Origin of the sequence: Weissella thailandensis, assembly GCF_001932615.1 — a bacterium.
GTDB classification, from domain to species: Bacteria; Bacillota; Bacilli; order Lactobacillales; family Lactobacillaceae; genus Weissella; species Weissella thailandensis.
The window spans coordinates 316,132-333,126 of the sequence record NZ_CP014332.1 but is presented as its reverse complement, the minus strand read 5'-3'; the positions used below and the strand labels follow the sequence as shown (position 1 = coordinate 333,126).

General features: G+C 39.0%; 13 protein-coding genes. 1 reads left to right on the top strand and 12 read right to left on the bottom strand.

Translation table 11 applies throughout. The features are described from left to right. Positions 1–7: 7 nt before the first annotated feature. The 7 genes from alr to FOL01_RS01660 all read right to left on the bottom strand — a co-directional run bounded on the left by alr (position 8) and on the right by FOL01_RS01660 (position 9,774). Positions 8–1,528, bottom strand: a complete 1,521-nt coding sequence (alr, locus tag FOL01_RS01690; protein WP_075269008.1) for an alanine racemase — start codon at positions 1,526–1,528, stop codon at positions 8–10. A 146-nt stretch (positions 1,529–1,674) separates the two neighbouring features. Continuing rightward, positions 1,675–3,213: a degradosome RNA helicase CshA gene (cshA, locus tag FOL01_RS01685; RefSeq protein ID WP_075269007.1), complete on the bottom strand. Its 1,539-nt coding sequence runs from the start codon at positions 3,211–3,213 to the stop codon at positions 1,675–1,677. Between the two features lie 292 nt (positions 3,214–3,505). Beyond that, entirely contained in the window at positions 3,506–4,768 is a 1,263-nt protein-coding gene (locus tag FOL01_RS01680) for a UDP-N-acetylglucosamine 1-carboxyvinyltransferase (protein ID WP_075269006.1), read from the bottom strand. Positions 4,769–5,089: 321 nt separating this feature from the next. Then, positions 5,090–6,700 carry a CTP synthase gene (locus FOL01_RS01675; RefSeq protein ID WP_075269005.1) on the bottom strand — a complete coding sequence of 537 codons (1,611 nt, stop codon included), beginning with the start codon at positions 6,698–6,700 and terminating at the stop codon, positions 5,090–5,092. Between the two features lie 175 nt (positions 6,701–6,875). Continuing rightward, complete coding sequence (gene rpoE / locus FOL01_RS01670) at positions 6,876–7,466, bottom strand: DNA-directed RNA polymerase subunit delta (protein WP_075269004.1); 591 nt, start codon at positions 7,464–7,466, stop codon at positions 6,876–6,878. A gap of 79 nt (positions 7,467–7,545) precedes the next feature. Continuing rightward, positions 7,546–8,382: a Cof-type HAD-IIB family hydrolase gene (locus FOL01_RS01665; RefSeq protein ID WP_075269003.1), complete on the bottom strand. Its 837-nt coding sequence runs from the start codon at positions 8,380–8,382 to the stop codon at positions 7,546–7,548. Between the two features lie 9 nt (positions 8,383–8,391). Continuing rightward, positions 8,392–9,774 carry an HD domain-containing protein gene (locus tag FOL01_RS01660; protein WP_075269002.1) on the bottom strand — a complete coding sequence of 461 codons (1,383 nt, stop codon included), beginning with the start codon at positions 9,772–9,774 and terminating at the stop codon, positions 8,392–8,394. A 103-nt stretch (positions 9,775–9,877) separates the two neighbouring features. Here FOL01_RS01660 and FOL01_RS01655 point away from each other — a divergent pair, with 103 nt between their 5' ends. Further along, a complete protein-coding gene (locus FOL01_RS01655; protein ID WP_083603397.1) occupies positions 9,878–10,315 on the top strand; it encodes a YwiB family protein in 438 nt (145 codons plus the stop codon). Positions 10,316–10,646: 331 nt separating this feature from the next. On the opposite strand, the gene FOL01_RS01650 is transcribed toward FOL01_RS01655, so the two are convergent. From FOL01_RS01650 to walK, 5 genes are all read right to left on the bottom strand, one after another. Next, entirely contained in the window at positions 10,647–11,864 is a 1,218-nt protein-coding gene (locus FOL01_RS01650; protein ID WP_075269001.1) for a S1C family serine protease, read from the bottom strand. Between the two features lie 107 nt (positions 11,865–11,971). Beyond that, complete coding sequence (locus tag FOL01_RS01645) at positions 11,972–12,772, bottom strand: MBL fold metallo-hydrolase (RefSeq protein WP_075269000.1); 801 nt, start codon at positions 12,770–12,772, stop codon at positions 11,972–11,974. Positions 12,773–12,943: 171 nt separating this feature from the next. Continuing rightward, entirely contained in the window at positions 12,944–13,762 is an 819-nt protein-coding gene (yycI, locus tag FOL01_RS01640) for a two-component system regulatory protein YycI (protein WP_075268999.1), read from the bottom strand. Further along, entirely contained in the window at positions 13,763–15,088 is a 1,326-nt protein-coding gene (gene yycH / locus FOL01_RS01635) for a two-component system activity regulator YycH (RefSeq protein WP_075268998.1), read from the bottom strand. Further along, a complete protein-coding gene (gene walK / locus FOL01_RS01630) occupies positions 15,075–16,958 on the bottom strand; it encodes a cell wall metabolism sensor histidine kinase WalK (RefSeq protein ID WP_075268997.1) in 1,884 nt (627 codons plus the stop codon). The genes yycH and walK overlap by 14 nt, the downstream gene beginning before the upstream one ends. Between the last annotated feature and the right edge of the window lie 37 nt (positions 16,959–16,995).

The following is a 16,995-nucleotide window of genomic DNA, read 5'->3' as shown; positions in this document are numbered from 1 at the left end:
TCTCTCTTTACTTTACTAACTTTCGTGGCAAGCGTGTTGATAAACTAGTTGCAATTTCATACGGAATCGTATCTAAATGATCCGCCAAATCTGCCAATGTAATCTCTTCTTGGCCTGCTTTACCAACTAGCGTAATAACGGTACCAATTGGCATGTCTTCAGGTAAACATACCATCAGTTGATCCATGGCAATACGCCCAATTATTTCAACATGTCGACCATCGGGTAATAAACCATACATCCCCTGCAATTGACGTGCGTAACCGTCAGCATAACCGAGTGGTAGCGTACCGATCCATTCTGGTTGCGTGGTTGTATACGTTGCACCATAGGAAATCGCAGTACCAGCCGCGACTTTTTTAACATGAACAAGCTCAGCTTTTAGGGTTAATGCTGGCGTCAATTTATCTGTTGTTATTTCTTTACCAGAAGGATTGAAGCCATACATAGCAGCACCCACACGTATTGCATCGTGACTTGGTTGCTCATGCCACAATGATGTTGCTGAATTTGCTAAATGATACCAGATATTACTAGGTAATGGTAAATCATCAACCAATTTATGCCAAGTTTTCACCTGTTGTTGATAATATGTCTGGTCTTTTTCATCAGCTGTTGCAAAATGCATCCCAACACCTTTCAGAATCAATTGATTATTTTGATTAATTTTCTCAACGACTCGTTGTAGTTCTTCCCGATGTCGGATACCAATTCTACCCATTCCCGTATCAACACCAATTGATAGTACTAAGGTTGCCTGAGAAGATAATTTACGGCTTACAGCATCCAACCATGCTTCACTCGTGACAACTGGTATTAATTGATACGTCACAAGGTCGTCAACATAGTCAGACGGTGTTACGCCTAAGATAAATATGGGTTCCATCACACCATACTGACGTAGCCAAATGCCTTCATCAATAGTTGCCACACCAAAGCCATCTACGTTAGCTTGCTTGGCAGCAGTCACGACCTGTGCCAAGCCATGACCATAGGCATTTGCTTTCACGATTGCGATAAAATGATGCGTACCAGTTAATTCACGTACCGTAGCAATGTTTTGTGCAATCGCGCTGGCCGAAATTTCGATCCAAGCGGGTCGTCTGGTACTAATAACGGCTTGATTCGCAACTTTCTCTTGATTCTCACCTGCTACTGATGGCGCAATCGCCTTCTCTAGAATAACTGAACTGTGAACAGTATCACCAGTATGTGAAATTGAAATATGTACAACAACTTGGTTTTGTCTAGGATGCTTGACCATAATAGGTTGTCCAGCTTCATTAGGTAAAATTTCAATATCCTGCCAATGTGCTTGTGAACCAATACCAGTCCCAATTGCTTTGCTATAGGCTTCTTTGATCGAGAATCGGCCCGCTAAAAATTCTTGACGATGCTTGCCTTTTCTTGCATCATAAACCGCACGTTCTGCTGGCGTCAGAATAACATCAACAAATCCGGGGCGTCGTTCAGCAACGGCACTAACCTGACTAATAATCTGCGCATCAATTCCATGTCCAACAATCATGTACATACCTCCGAAAATATTATATTCATTATACCCTCTATAGCCCATCAATGTTTGACTATTTTTTTATTTAATGAACATAAAAAAGACAGCAAAAAAGGTTGAGACACTTTTTGTCTCAACCTTTTATACTTAAATTATATTAATTAGTCGTTATTTTTAATCACAAAATTACGTGATTGGCGACGTGAAGATCCTGAATGACCACGTTGTGAGCGATCACCTGAACCATTACGTGAACCACGATCATATGAACGACGCTCGCGTTGACCACGGTTACCACGATAACCACCACCACGATGATGGTCACCACCACCACGGCGTCCGCCACCACGACGTCCACCACGGAAGTTACCATGCTTGTGTGGTAATGGACGTTCATGAGACAACTTAAAGTCAGCATCCATCTGCTCAACATTAGCAACAGCACCTAACAAGGCAGCCGCTAATTCTTGGGCATCATATTGCTCAACTAATTTGTCAACTTGTTCTGAATTAGCAACACCAGCAGTTGACTTAACAATGTCGGCTACTGAATCAGCTGCTACGTTCATACGACCAGCCAAAGCCTCTTCACGAGTATAAGGCTTTAATGGTTGCATACGCTTCTTAGTTAGCTTTTCGATATCCTTTAAGTAATCCATCTCTGAATTACTTACAAAGGTTACAGAATTACCATGAGCACCGGCACGACCAGTACGACCAATACGGTGGACATATGATTCTGAATCCTGTGGAATATCAAAGTTGTAAACGTAATCAACACCAGAAACATCTAGTCCACGAGCAGCAACATCAGTTGCAACCAAAATTTGAATTTCACCATGCTTGAATTGCTTCAAAACTTGGGTACGCTTTTGTTGTGTTAAGTCACCATGGATACCAGCAGCATTAAAGCCACGTAGTTCCAAACCACGTGTCAATTCATCGACACGGCGCTTTGTACGACCAAACATAATTGCTAGCTTTGGTTGTTGTACATCCAAAATACGAGTTAGCACATCAAATTTTTCAAAATCACGTACGCGTACGTAATATTGGTCAACTAAGTCGGTTGTCAATTCCTTAGCAGCAATTTGAATGTGCTCAGGATTAGTCATAAATTGCACACCAATACGCTTGATTGCTGCAGGCATTGTTGCTGAGAACAACAATGTTTGACGCTCATCAGGAACGGCCTTCAAAATTGATTCAATATCTTCTAAGAATCCCATGTTCAACATTTCATCAGCTTCATCCAAAACCAATGTCTTAACATGTGATAAATTAATTGTGCCACGACGGATATGGTCAATTAAACGACCAGGTGTTCCAACAACAATTTGAGCACCATGTTTCAAACCATTAATTTGGCGACGAATATCTGAACCACCAAAGACAGCCTGTACACGGACGTGCTTATCATGACCTAATTTAAATAATTCTTCTTGTGTTTGGATGGCTAATTCACGGGTTGGTGAGACAACCAATGCTTGCACATCTTTATTTTCATTGTCAATCATCTCTAAGATTGGCAACCCAAACGCCGCTGTTTTTCCAGTTCCCGTTTGTGCTTGACCAATAACGTCTTTACCAGCCATAGTCAAGGGAATTGTTTCTTCCTGGATTGGCGTTGCTTCTACATAGCCATGCTTTTCAATGGCCGTTAACAGGTCTTTCGTAAGACCTAACTCTGAAAACTTCAAAATTTTTCCTCCGGTAACGATTGCCGCAACAATCGTTCTTCAATATCGTGAACTTATCAACATAACAATAAACTAGACACAATCCGGCGTCCATACTGCGTTTACTATTAGTAATCGTCCTATTTTTGTAACTTATCTAGTTTATCCTGATAAGAGGTAATTAGCAACCATTAAGCTTATTTTTTTGAATTATTTGTTAAAAAAAATGTAAAAAACAAAATGTGTGCGCTTTCACTAGACCAATGTCTAAATTTCTGCACAACATTTCATTTTTTACACTTTTAAATGTTCTTTATTCTTCCGCAATTTGAATGTCTGCATTCAACATTGTTAGTTTATGGATAATATGATCATAACCACGCAAAACGTGCTCTGCATTAACCACTTCAGTAACACCATCAGCCATTAATCCCGTTGCAACTAATGAAGCACCCGCGCGAATTTCGGCAGCAGATACCCGAGCACCATGAAAATTACTTGATTGTGTCACTTCAATTTGTCCATAGGTATTGTTTGAAATATCAACACCTAACTTCTGCAATTCTGGTATATGACGTGTGCGTTCTGGATAAATAGTCTCTTGAATCACACTTGTCCCACCAGCCAACGTTAATAGTGGCGTAACTGGTTGTTGTAAATCAGTCGCAAATCCTGGGAAAGGTGCCGTTTTAACATGGATTGGCTGTAAATCAACTGATTTTGGAACATAAATACTGTCTTCACGAACATCCAGTTTAACGCCCATTTCCAACAATTTTGCTGTAAATGACTCTAAGTGTTCAGGAATAACATTTTTAACTAGCACACCATCTCCTTGAGCGGCTGCCAAAGCAAGATATGTACCAGCTTCAATACGATCTGGAATAATCGTATGTGTGTTCTTAGACTCTAAGTGTTCAACACCTGTAATACGAATAACATCAGTTCCGGCACCACGAATTTGTGCACCCATATTATTCAAAAAAGTAGCCAGATCAATGATCTCTGGTTCACGAGCAGCATTTTCTAGTACTGTTGTTCCTTCAGCGTGTACAGCTGCCATAATAATATTCATTGTGGCACCTACTGAAACAACGTCCAAGAAAATACGAGCGGCCTTTAAACCGTTCTCTGCATTAATAAATACAGTATCGTTTTCTTCATGAACTGTTGCCCCTAAGGCTTCAAAGCCCTTGATATGCTGATCAATCGGACGTGGTCCAATATTATCACCACCTGGGAATGTTACGGTTGCTCGTCCAAAACGACCCAATAAAGATCCCATAAAGTAATAAGATGCTCTTAATGACTTAATTGCTGTTGATGGCAATTCAGACTCAACAATATCAGTTGGGTCGATCATTAATTCACCACCTTCAAATGTAGATGTGACGTTCATTGAATTCAAAATAGCTTGTAAATTATAAACATCTAAAATATCAGGTACACTATCAAATTTCACAGGTGTTTCAGCTAAAATTGCTGCTGGGATTAGTGCAACAGTTGAGTTTTTTGCCCCACCAATGGTTACTTCACCACTGAGCCGTCGTCCACCATGGATTACCAACTTCTTCATTTTATCAATCCTTTTAGAGTTTTTACTCTATCATCCTTTATTAAGGTCCATTCATTCAAAATTTTTTCATTGTTATTAACCATTCGACTATCGCCGAACGATAATGGTCGTTCACCATTGCTAACAATACACTTAAACAAGTTTACAGTAGTTACAATTAAATTACAAGAATATGTCGCTTATTTATCTTTTTACTCGGAAAAAGCATAAACAGAGAAATAAACTTCTTCAAGAACAACCACTTAAACTATTATAACAACTGAATACTATAATAACCTAAAAAAAATGACTGATAGTTAAAATTATCAATCATTTTTAAAATTATTTTTCTTTATGATTCAAAGCAGCCTTAACAAATCCAGCATACAAAGGTTCTGGACGATTTGGACGTGAAGTTAATTCTGGATGATATTGCGCTGCTACGAAAAAGTCGTTAGCAGGTATCTCAATAATTTCCATCAAACTCTGATCAGGAGAAGTTCCAGCAAAAATCATTCCGGCATCCTCAAACTCTTGACGGTATGTTGTATTAAATTCATAACGATGACGGTGACGGCCTTGTATCTCTGCTTGATCACCATACAACTTCTTGGTTAGGCTACCTTCCTTTAATGATGCAGGGTACAATCCCAAACGCATGGTACCACCACGATTTGTGATCTCTTTCTGACCGTTCATCAAAGCGATAACTGGTGCCGCTGTATTTTCATCTAACTCAATAGAATTAGCATCAGCATGTCCTAAGACGTGACGAGCAAATTCGACAGTTGCTAATTGCATACCTAAGCAAACACCAAGGAATGGCAAATTATTTTCACGAGCATATTGAATAGCCGCAATCTTACCTTCAGTTCCTCGTGAACCAAAGCCACCAGGAATCATCACACCATCGGCATCCGCAAGTACTTCAGCCACATTTTCTGATGTCACGTTTTCAGAATTGATCGCACTAATTTCCACATCAGTATCGACTGCATAACCACCAGAACGCAAAGCTTCATTAACTGAAATGTAAGCATCTTGTAAATCAGCGTACTTTCCAATAAGTGCAATCTTGATTTTCTTCTTAAGATTACGAATCTTATCGATCATACCACGCCACTCCGTTAGGTCAGCGGCTGGTGCTGAAAGTCCTAAGCGCTTCAAAACAACATCATCCATCCCCTGCTTTTGCATGTTCAAGACAACTTCGTACAAAATATCAACATCTAATGACTCGATTACAGCCTCAGGTGCCACATCAGTAAACAATGCTAACTTATCACGCATACCCTTTGTGATATGTTGCTCCGTACGAACAACTAACATATCTGGTTGAATCCCTAATGAACGTAATTCAGCAACAGAGTGTTGGGTTGGCTTTGTTTTCATCTCACCTGCTGCACGCAAGTATGGAATCAATGAAGTATGAATATAAGCCACATTTTCAGGACCTACTTCTCGCTTCATTTGGCGCAATGCTTCAATAAATGGCAATGACTCAATATCACCGACCGTTCCACCAACTTCGGTAATCACGATATCGGCATCCTTTGTTTCAGCTGCACGCATCATCTTTTCTTTTAGAGCATTTGTAATATGTGGGATAACTTGGACAGTTGCACCATCATAATCACCACGACGCTCTTTTGCAAGAACTTCTGAATATACACGTCCAGATGTCACATTTGAATATTTGTTTAAGTCAATATCAATAAAACGTTCATAGTGACCTAAGTCCAAATCTGTTTCCAATCCATCTTCAGTGACGAATGTCTCACCGTGTTGATATGGTGACATGGTTCCTGGATCAATGTTGATGTATGGATCAAATTTTTGTACCGCAATTTTAAAACCGCGATTTTTTAATAACCGTCCTAGTGATGCTGCAACAATACCTTTTCCTAATGATGAAACCACACCACCAGTAACAAAGATGTATTTAGCCGTCATATAAATATATCCTCCGAGTTCTATGCCAATACCAACAAAAAATAAAAAAACTCCCAATGCTTATGGTAGCGTTGGGAGCATTAATCAACTTTGATTACGCCTTGTATTTAATACAAGAGCCCGGAATTTAATAATACATGAAAATCCCATATTTGTCAATTAATTATATTGATGATTAATGTTCAATATCACCTGAACCGTAGTCATCATCTACGTTGGTCTTGATGCCACTAATCTCGTCACCAAGTCCACCAGAAACCTCATCATGATTAAAATCACCATCGGTATCTTTCTTGTCATCATCATCGTCATCGTCAGTACTATCATCATCATCATCAGTATCTGCAACATCGAAGTCGTCATCTTCAGGATCATCGTCATTGTAATCAATAACGTCATCGTCGTCATCCGCATCAGCCAAGAATGCGTTAATCTTCTTACGCTTCTTCTTTTTCTTAGGCTTGCCTTCAACTTCTTCTTCTAGATCTAAATGAACAGCTTCATCAATTGAGTCAATTGGGTACCATGAACGCAGTCCCCACATTGTATCACCCAATGAAATGAATGAACCATCAATATTCAAATCAGTATAAAATTGTGCTAAGCGCGTCCGAATTTCTTTATCCGACTTACCTGTAAATGCTTGTACTTCATTCAACAAGTCATTAAATCCCATGGTTTCATGACGGTCAGACAAAATTGCACGAGCAACTTCAATCATTGAAAGCTCATTCTTATTTTGGTCGTCAAATTGTGTTAATGCCAAATCACTGCACGTCCTTTCGCGGTCTTACTCAATGTCTAATATTACAATATTTCTGTCATTTCGGCAAATGCTTTTACTTTTAATTTTCTAATTCTGGGACAGATTGGTTCAAAGCCCATTTTTCTACGGCTAATCCGACCCCATCCTCATTTTGCGAAGTTGTCATCACATCCGCCGTTGCCTTCACCTCTGGTACGGCATTTGCCATTGCCACACCTGTGCCAGCTGCTGCAATCATTGTTAAATCATTATACTGATCACCTAATGCCATCGTATCACTTATATCAATGCCTAATTTATCAGCCAACAATTGTAAACCATTTCCTTTTGTTGATTCTTTATGCATCACTTCTAAAAAATTAGGCGTTGATTTGACAATATAATACTCATTTTTTAAATCTTGCGGCATATTATCAGCAATTTCATCAATTTTTTCTGCCGTATCAATGAACATAAATTTAACATAATGTTCATCGCTTGTCATTTCCGCCATCGGTTGAAATTTTAGTGGCATACGTACCATATTATTTTCACCATTAGCAAACCGATTGACCATCGTGTTAGCCGTAATGGCATAAGATAATGATTCTACTTGAATATAAGAGTGAAATTTATCAGCGATGCCTTTAAATTTCTTATAGTCAGCCAAAGATAGTTCATGACCGCCAATTTGTTCACCAGCTGTTGTTTGAACAACACTACCATTATAGGTAATCGCAAATTGATCCGACTGATCAGCTAGTGCCAACTCTGTTAAATAATCTTGTACTCCCGAAAGTGGGCGACCTGTCGCCAACACGACTTTAATTCCTTGATTCGTGGCTTTTTGCAGTGCATGTTTGACACGTGCAGTAATCTGCTTATCAGAGTTCACTAACGTATCATCAATATCGATCGTAATTAACTTAATCCCCATGATTCAAAACTACTCCTCTTTTAATTCGTCATTCAATGGATCAACTAACGTCTCATTATGTACATAACGTTGAAAATCCGCATATATTGGCGCCATAATATCATCCACAGCATGTTTCACGAGCATTTCTCGTGGGAAAAAGAAACGCGCATTACCAAAAATCCGCCCGGTCATTGCTTCAACCAACGCACTTTGCGTTGATAATTCAGTTAAAGAACCATCTAATTGCATGAGTTCGATTTGTGTCCGCGGCTTTTTGTCTTTTGGATTATAAGCATCATATGGTAAATCAAAGCTATCGTTCTCAGCTGTATAGTACCTGGTGTCAAACCCAGCCGAGTCAATCAACTGCTTAATTGTTGGTAATAACTTTTTCGATTCATCAGTAATAACAATAGATTTCAATGGTTTCCGATCAATAAATCGGATGGCTAAGTCAGCCAAGATAGCATCTTCCGCATATCGCCAAGCACTGATATTCGCTAACATCAAGGAATCATCTAACATCACATACTGTTGCAAGGTTAAGTTGCCCGCAAATAATGGTTGTAAGGTTGGAGAAATAAAATCCGTATTAACGCGTGAATCTTTTTGGCCCTCATCAAAGACAAATTTTGCACGCTCTAATAAGTGTTGTAACAACACTTCAAAAGAACGCGATACGGGGTGAAAATAAACTTGTACATACATCTGATAACGTGAAACCACATAATCTTCAATGGCATAAGAACCCTTTTCATCAAAGGCAATGCCTCCTGCATATGGGCGCATGACATGAATAATCCGTGACAAATCAAATTGTCCATAAGTTGCCCCAGAATAATAAGCATCACGCAACAAATAATCCATCCGGTCGGCATCAATTTGACTAGAAATCAATTGCACAACTTGTGGATTAGGATAAGTTTTAGCAATCACGCTGGCAACCTTTTCAGGAAAATCAGGTGCCACTTGAACTAACACCTGATTAATTTCAGTACTAGGTGACAAAATAATTGCTTGCGTATAGGCTTCATGATCTGTATTAAAAATATGTTCAAATGTATGCGAATATGGTCCATGTCCAACATCATGTAATAATGCGGCACACAACAAAACTAACCGTTCATTAACATCCCATAAGCCATCCCCTGGTTCTTGTGAAGGATAAAAGCGTTCTAAATGATCCGAAAACCTTCTTGCTATTTCATAGACGCCAAGCGAATGTGAAAAGCGTGAATGTTCGGCACCATGAAAAACAGCACCAGCGACCCCTAATTGTTTTATTCGGCGCAGACGTTGAAATTCAGACGTCCCAATTAACTCAAGAATGACTTGATCTTTTACCCGAATTGAATTCAGCACGGGATCCCTAAAAACCTTTTCTGAACCTGTTTTAATAAATTGCGTCATGATTTCCTTTCTAATTCTGACGAATAATACATATTTTTATTACATTATACCCTATTAAAGCCTGTATAATGGACTGAAACAATCATATTCTAAGGAGTTTTATATGCAACCTATGAGAAAAACATGGTCAACAACCATTTCCCTATCAACCAAAATCACACAAGATGACCAAGTTGAAACTTTTGACTTTGAAGAAACTGGTAAATTAACCTTAACAACAAATGCACTGTACTTACGCTATACCGAGCATCAGCAAGGTGTCGCAACACCGGTTACTTTTAAAATAGCACATAGCGACGATATATTGCTACATCGGCATAATGATTTCACGGATGTGCAACTACACTTTATTCCTGGTCAAGAATTCCAATCAAATTACGTAACATCACAAGGAAATATCCCCATTGCAGTTAGAACTGACCAATTAAGCAATGAGATCACGTCCGATCACCCTTATGGCGAATTAGTCGTCGCATACACTTTGTTAAATAACCATGCAGTCATTGGCCAATACCAACTGACATTAAACATACAATCATAAAAAGAAAAGTCGTTTACAAAAAAATTGACATCTAGTCAAATTATCTTTTGTAAACGACTTTTTTGGATAAAAAAAAGACCATCGTGCAAGAGGGGGAACGCAGCGATGGTCCACCGCCGGCTACTATCGCAACCAGCGAAGGGGGGATACATAGTTTGGGGAACTATGTAATTTTTCATATACTTTGGGGAGTAATGAATTCCACTAACAAAAGCGGATATTTATAATATAAACAATCACTGTTTCGTTTATGTTACGCAAATATTTCATTTTGTTTACAAAATAAAAAAGGTACGAATTTATTCATACCTTTCTCACATTTTATTGTTATCTATTGGGCATTACTTAGCGAGCTCGTTGATTTATCCAACTTCACTGTCACCGTCTTTTCCTTACCACTGTGGTAGTAAGTTAACTTAACAGAATCACCGATTTTGTGTTTATACAGTACATCACGGAGCTCACCTGAATTATCGACACTCTTACCATCAACCTTGGTAATCACATCATATTGCGTCAAGCCACCATTTGCTGCCGGATAATCTCTCTCAGTGTCAACCACGACAACACCACCTGATACACTAGCAGGCAAATGCAAAACATCGCTTTGATCACTCGTAGAAACATTACTCAAATCAACCATTGAGACTCCTAAGGCCGGCCGCTCAATCTTACCATTCTTCTCTAGCTCATTAATAATGCTTACGACCGTATTTGAAGGAATTGCAAAGCCCATTCCTTCAACAGATGTTCCATCTTCTGAGGATGCTAATTTCATTGAATTAATACCAACTACTTGGCCAGCCAAGTTAACTAGTGGGCCACCTGAATTTCCAGGGTTAATAGCTGCATCAGTTTGCAAAACGGTTGCTTTCCCTAATGAATTACCACTCTCATCAGTTGCATCAACTTGTCGTTTTGTTGCTGAAACGATTCCCTCTGTCACTGACGTTGCATAGTCAGAACCTAGTGGTGAACCAATGGCTAGTACTGATTGTCCAGCCTCTGCCTTAGACGAATCGGCAAAGTCTGCAACTTCCTTGATTTTATTTGCTGACACCTTTAATACTGCCAAATCGGTTTGCTCATCAGTACCAACTAATTTAGCCGTTAACTTTGTACCATCACTCAACAAGACTTGGATAGCATTTGAGTCCGAAACAACATGGTTATTCGTCACAATATAGGCCGTATTATTATTCTTTTTATAAATAACACCTGAACCTTCTGAGGCCGTCTCAAGATCAGACGAATCGCTATCAGACGAATCACCAGTTATACCACCATACATGCCTGACTGTAGCGACTGTTGTTTTTGTAGATTAATAACTGAAACGACCGCACCAGACACATTCTTAAATGCCTTAGTCGCACTTGAAGTTCCTTTAACATTATTGTCATTCACTTTGACAGCGGTCGTCTTACTTGACGTTTCGGCTGCCTGGTTGTCCTGTGAAAAATATGTCACACCCCCGGCAGCAGCTCCCCCACCAATCAATCCAGCGACGACACTCATTACCACAACTTTTGTTCCTGATGATAATTTCATATTTATGCCCCGTATCTTATGTTTCCCTGTTTTAATTTTTGTTTGTCTATGTAACCACAATTTTAAGACATTCCCCTTTAAATCGCCTTAACTCGTAGTGATTTATCCTATATTTGAATCAATTGCGTTGCAACAGACGGATCCGTATCTAATAAACCGAAATCATGATCAACACCAAAATCGTGTTCCTCCAGTACTGATTGTACGGTTAAGTGTGCCAGTGGTTTTTGGTTATTTTCTTGACTTAAGTGTCCTAAATAGACATGTTTTGTACGATTACCAAGAATTTGCGTCAAGGCCAATGCACCGTCCTCATTAGACAAATGACCTTGATCACTCAAAATACGTTGCTTCAACGGCCAAGCATAACTCCCCATGCGTAACATTTCATAATCATGGTTGGCTTCCATTAGAATAGCATCCGAATTTTTAATCACACCAATCGTCCGGTCATTCACGTACCCGGTGTCCGTTAACATAGCAAAGGTTTTATTATCATGGTGGAAGGCGTAAAATTGTGGGTCAGCTGCATCATGAGATACACTGAAACTCTCAATATCCAAGTCTCCCATTAACTTTGTTCGTCCTGGTTCAAATAATTGCATCTGATCTGGATTGATTTTACCAACCTTATTTTGCATGGCCGCCCATGTCTTTTGATTAGCATAGATATCCATCCCGTATTTACGGGCCAAAACACCAACACCTGCGATATGATCACTATGTTCATGGGTCACAAACAAAGCATCCACATCTGTCAGGGACCGTCCTATCTGATCCATCAAACCAGCTATTTTCTTACCAGATAATCCTGCGTCCACCAGTACATTATGCTGTGGCGTTTCAATAAACGTCACATTACCTTTACTACCAGATGCTAACATTGATACTTTAAAATCGTTCGCCATTCCTAACTCCTTACTAAATGAAAATACGACGACTCCTGTCAAAGTATACTTAGAAGCCCGCAATCCACTAATTTCTGTGAGATTACGGGCAACCAAGAAAAGACAACGATGTCAACGCGCTTTTCATCTATGATTCCACTATAAGTTATATTCTAACACGTGATGGAATATTTATTTCATAATCGACCCATTTATTGCATTAACAGTAATCAGGGTCGTTTCTTTATTACTGGTTTCTACCAGGAATTGCCAGACAGGTATAAAAATAATATCATCTTTGACTGTTGTTAATGGCGCATAACCTAATTTTGACAATTTAACCGTACTATTATTAGGTAATTCATTGTATTGATATAAATTAATCAGTGCCTGTTTCTCAGAAATCAATTGCATATCATCTCGTAAGAACTGCAATTGATTAACATATTGCTGCTCGTATTTTTGTAGACGATGCTTACTATCAACTTCAAAAACGATTTGCGCCTGGCCAGTCACAAGAGGGTGATTATCTGATGGTACTTTTTCTACATAAGCATAAAGTTTTGCAGACGTATTTTCTTTAGCCCGCACGAGTTCGGTCATTTTCTGACTATATTGATACTCATCACCTTTAATAACCCGATTTTCTTTCGCAACTAATTTATCTAAAGCCACACGATCGCTATCTTCATCCGTACCTAATTGCACATCTGTGGCTGGTATGACTACCAATTGGTCATCTGAAAATAATGATTGCCAACCTGACTTCAACTTTTTTTGCTGATTAGCAAGTTCTTGTTTACCACTTTTACCTGCCAAATACGAACCCGTATGGCGACTCTGTGACAACTTACCATAGGAAATCCCATCATCACTCATTTCATCTAGTATTTGCTGATCAGTCGTACGATTATCGCTAAATGGATATTCCTGTACCCACTGCACACCTAGAAAAATATCTACCGCAACAAACACTACCAAGAAGGCCGCTAAGACTTTTTTAAAATCCATTTAATGACCTCCTTGCTCACTTTTAACTTGCTCATTGACTGACCGCCAAACATGATCTTGTTCAAAACACCATTCTGGGTTCAACGTAACGATCTGATTATCCGTGTCTAATTGCCAACGATAGCCAATTGTCATTTGCTCAATATCATCCCTAGCTACACCAACACTTTGTAATTTAGCCATCGCATCGTTCATCGGTTCAAGATTAACTTGATTTTTTTGATCCGTTGGCAGTGGTACCCGCAATGAATATTGCGACATGCCAATTCGTTCATGGTTATTAGGTAATTGTTTGACACGCACAGTCCCATACGTCGTCTGACCAAAAATTGGTAAGCCATTAACAAACAAACGATAGGTTAAAGTTTGCCCTTTATCGTGCTCTTCAAAGTAATACAAATTATCAGCATTTTGATGTAGACGCAACAACCAGCGATAGCCTTCACTTTGTCGCTGACTAAGACTATTTACATCACGATTAATATTATAAGCATCGTAGTTAATAAGCCCCGTTGTTACGTTATGTTGCATCCGACGATTATCACCATTAGAATACGTTAAAATTTCTTGACCATTATTAACATCACGCGTACCACCATCTGCAAACAGCTTGGTCAATCTTGACACCGTACTGTCGACATCTAACAAATAACTGTAACTTTGTAAGTTAACCGACGTTGTCGTTGCTGCCATCACATGTTTGCCAACCCACTGATAACTAACATCAGCCGTCTTTTTGCCTGGTTTTAGATGTTGCAACTTTTTTGGCGCATTTGAAATTTGATAAGTATATCGTTTACGATGTCGATCATCATAAAAATAGAACTTATTACTATCGCCTTGCGGCACCTGCACATGATTAATCGTTGCATTATTAGCTAGCTTGATACGCTTACCAAAAATAGACTTGATCACATGTCCAGAAACCGCATCAGGAAAAGTCATCACGATTGACTTTTCTTGCGAAAGTGCATCAAGATAGTCCTGTTTTTTTAATACTTCGCTCGATTTATAGCCAGCATCCCATTTTTTTACACGATCAACAATTGTTGCATATAACGTCCGATAATCAATCGCGCTGATGTTTTTGTCTTGCCGATTAAAAACCATTTGTGAAATGCTATAGACACTTGTTAAGTTTTCACCAGTCGCATTCTCTTGGGATGTTTCATTAGCTCTTTGTTGTTTCGTGGACTGACCAGGACTGTACCATAATTGTACCGACAAAAATATACTGATCAGTATCGCAATAATCAATGCGATAATCACACCATAGCGTTGCCTGAAATATCTAATATTAACTCGCCATTGCTTATTCTTCTTCATCCCAAGTACCATCGTCCCATTCATCATCTAGTTCATCATATGGCTCATATGGTAATGCAATCGAGAATGTTGAACCTTCACCTTCAGTTGATTCCACCCATACGCGACCACCAAAACGCTCGATAATTTCCTTTGAGATAGCCAATCCAAGTCCAGTACCACCTTGTGCTCTAGAACGTGCTTTATCAACACGGAAGAAGCGATCAAAAATTTGTTTCATATTTGACTTTGGAATACCTAGACCTTGATCGGTAATACTCAAAACAACTTCACTATCACGATCTTCCAAACGAGCAGTAATAACACCCCCATCAGGTGAATACTTAATCGCGTTGTTCATAATATTATCAATAACCTGCGTGAATTTCGACGTATCAATTTCTACCCATATTTGCAGCTGAGGAATCATCCGCTTAATCGTATAATATTTCTCCGGCTTATCATCATTGGCAATAATCATATCAAAACGATCCAAAATGTAATTAAACAATTCGGCAATATTAATATACTCTTCCTCAATCTTCATGGTTCCTGAATCCATACGCGACAATTCTAGTAAATCATTGATCATATGAATCATACGAGTTGTTTCATCCTGAGCAACATGTAAGAAACTATGGGCAACCTCAGGATCATCCACCGCACCATCTTGTAAGGCATCAACATATGATTTAACAGAGGTCAACGGTGTTCGCAACTCATGCGAAACATTCGAAACGAACTGACGCCGCTCACGTTCAGTACGTTGTTGTTCCGTAACGTCATGCAGTACAATAACTAATCCTGAAATGAAACCAGATGATCGTTCAATCAGACTGAAGTATGCTCGAATCATTAATGGATGTTCATCCGTACTAAAATCTAGTAACAACTCGTGTCGATTATCTAATAGATCACGTAAACTATATTGATCAGCAATACGTAAAACATCCAAAATCGAACGTCCATTAGCCGCTTTATTTTCTGGTATACCTGTCATCCGTAAAGCAGCAATATTGATAATGTTGATATTACCACGTCGATCAGTGGCAATGACCCCATCAGTCATGTGTTCCAAAACAGAGTCTAGACGTCGACGTTCAAAATCCATCGAATTAGTCGTTTCTTCGATTCGTTCAGCTAAAACATTCACATCTTGCGCTAATTTACCAATTTCATCATTTGTGCGAACAACAATACCACCAGAATAATCTCCTTGGGCAATTTTAGCCGTTCTGGCACTGATTTCGGCAATTGGTCGTGTAATACTACGCGAAATAAAAATCGCCATAATAATTCCCAAAACAACTGCAAAAACTAATGAGGCAAAATAAATGTATGATATCTTCGTTAAATTATCATAAACAGATTCTAAGCTGGCACGGACAATAACGACACCAACCACGTTACTTTCTCCGTTCACTGTACTAACAAGTGGTTTAACAACTAATTGATAACGTGTCCCATTATTTGTAACAATGGGGTTTTTCCGATATTTATTACCATCAATAGCCGCTTTAATATTTTTATCGGTCGTCTTCTGACCAATTTTATCTTGGTTATTAACGTCATCTGTTCCGCGCAATACCCCTGCCGTATCAAAGACCTGAACTTCTGAAATTGCCGCATTGTTCGTCGAGTTCAGAATCGTATGCACATTCTGATTCACTTTCGATTGGCTATTACTAGCTAATTGTTGTGTCAAAGAATCATCAACATACGCAGGCAAGGCAATTTGATCACGAAAAGATGCTAAACTTTGCTGTTCCAACTGGCGCACAAAAAAGGCACCAACTAATTCCAAAGTAACAATTAATGTTAGCGTAAATACTAGTGCAATTTTAAAGTGAATGGATGAAAAAAAGCGACGCCATTTGCGACTACTTTGCATATATATTGCCTTCCTTAATTACGAAAAAGGCTAGTCC

Excerpts from the sequence above, each read along its gene's own strand:
- FOL01_RS01645 (WP_075269000.1), bottom strand. The coding sequence starts at position 12,772 with ATGGCGAACGATTTTAAAGTATCAATGTTAGCATCTGGTAGTAAAGGT.
- FOL01_RS01660 (WP_075269002.1), bottom strand. The coding sequence starts at position 9,774 with ATGACGCAATTTATTAAAACAGGTTCAGAAAAGGTTTTTAGGGATCCC.
- yycI (WP_075268999.1), bottom strand. The coding sequence starts at position 13,762 with ATGGATTTTAAAAAAGTCTTAGCGGCCTTCTTGGTAGTGTTTGTTGCG.
- FOL01_RS01650 (WP_075269001.1), bottom strand. The coding sequence starts at position 11,864 with ATGAAATTATCATCAGGAACAAAAGTTGTGGTAATGAGTGTCGTCGCT.
- FOL01_RS01665 (WP_075269003.1), bottom strand. The coding sequence starts at position 8,382 with ATGGGGATTAAGTTAATTACGATCGATATTGATGATACGTTAGTGAAC.
- FOL01_RS01680 (WP_075269006.1), bottom strand. The coding sequence starts at position 4,768 with ATGAAGAAGTTGGTAATCCATGGTGGACGACGGCTCAGTGGTGAAGTA.
- FOL01_RS01675 (WP_075269005.1), bottom strand. The coding sequence starts at position 6,700 with ATGACGGCTAAATACATCTTTGTTACTGGTGGTGTGGTTTCATCATTA.
- yycH (WP_075268998.1), bottom strand. The coding sequence starts at position 15,088 with ATGAAGAAGAATAAGCAATGGCGAGTTAATATTAGATATTTCAGGCAA.
- walK (WP_075268997.1), bottom strand. The coding sequence starts at position 16,958 with ATGCAAAGTAGTCGCAAATGGCGTCGCTTTTTTTCATCCATTCACTTT.
- FOL01_RS01655 (WP_083603397.1), top strand. The coding sequence starts at position 9,878 with ATGCAACCTATGAGAAAAACATGGTCAACAACCATTTCCCTATCAACC.
- alr (WP_075269008.1), bottom strand. The coding sequence starts at position 1,528 with ATGATTGTTGGACATGGAATTGATGCGCAGATTATTAGTCAGGTTAGT.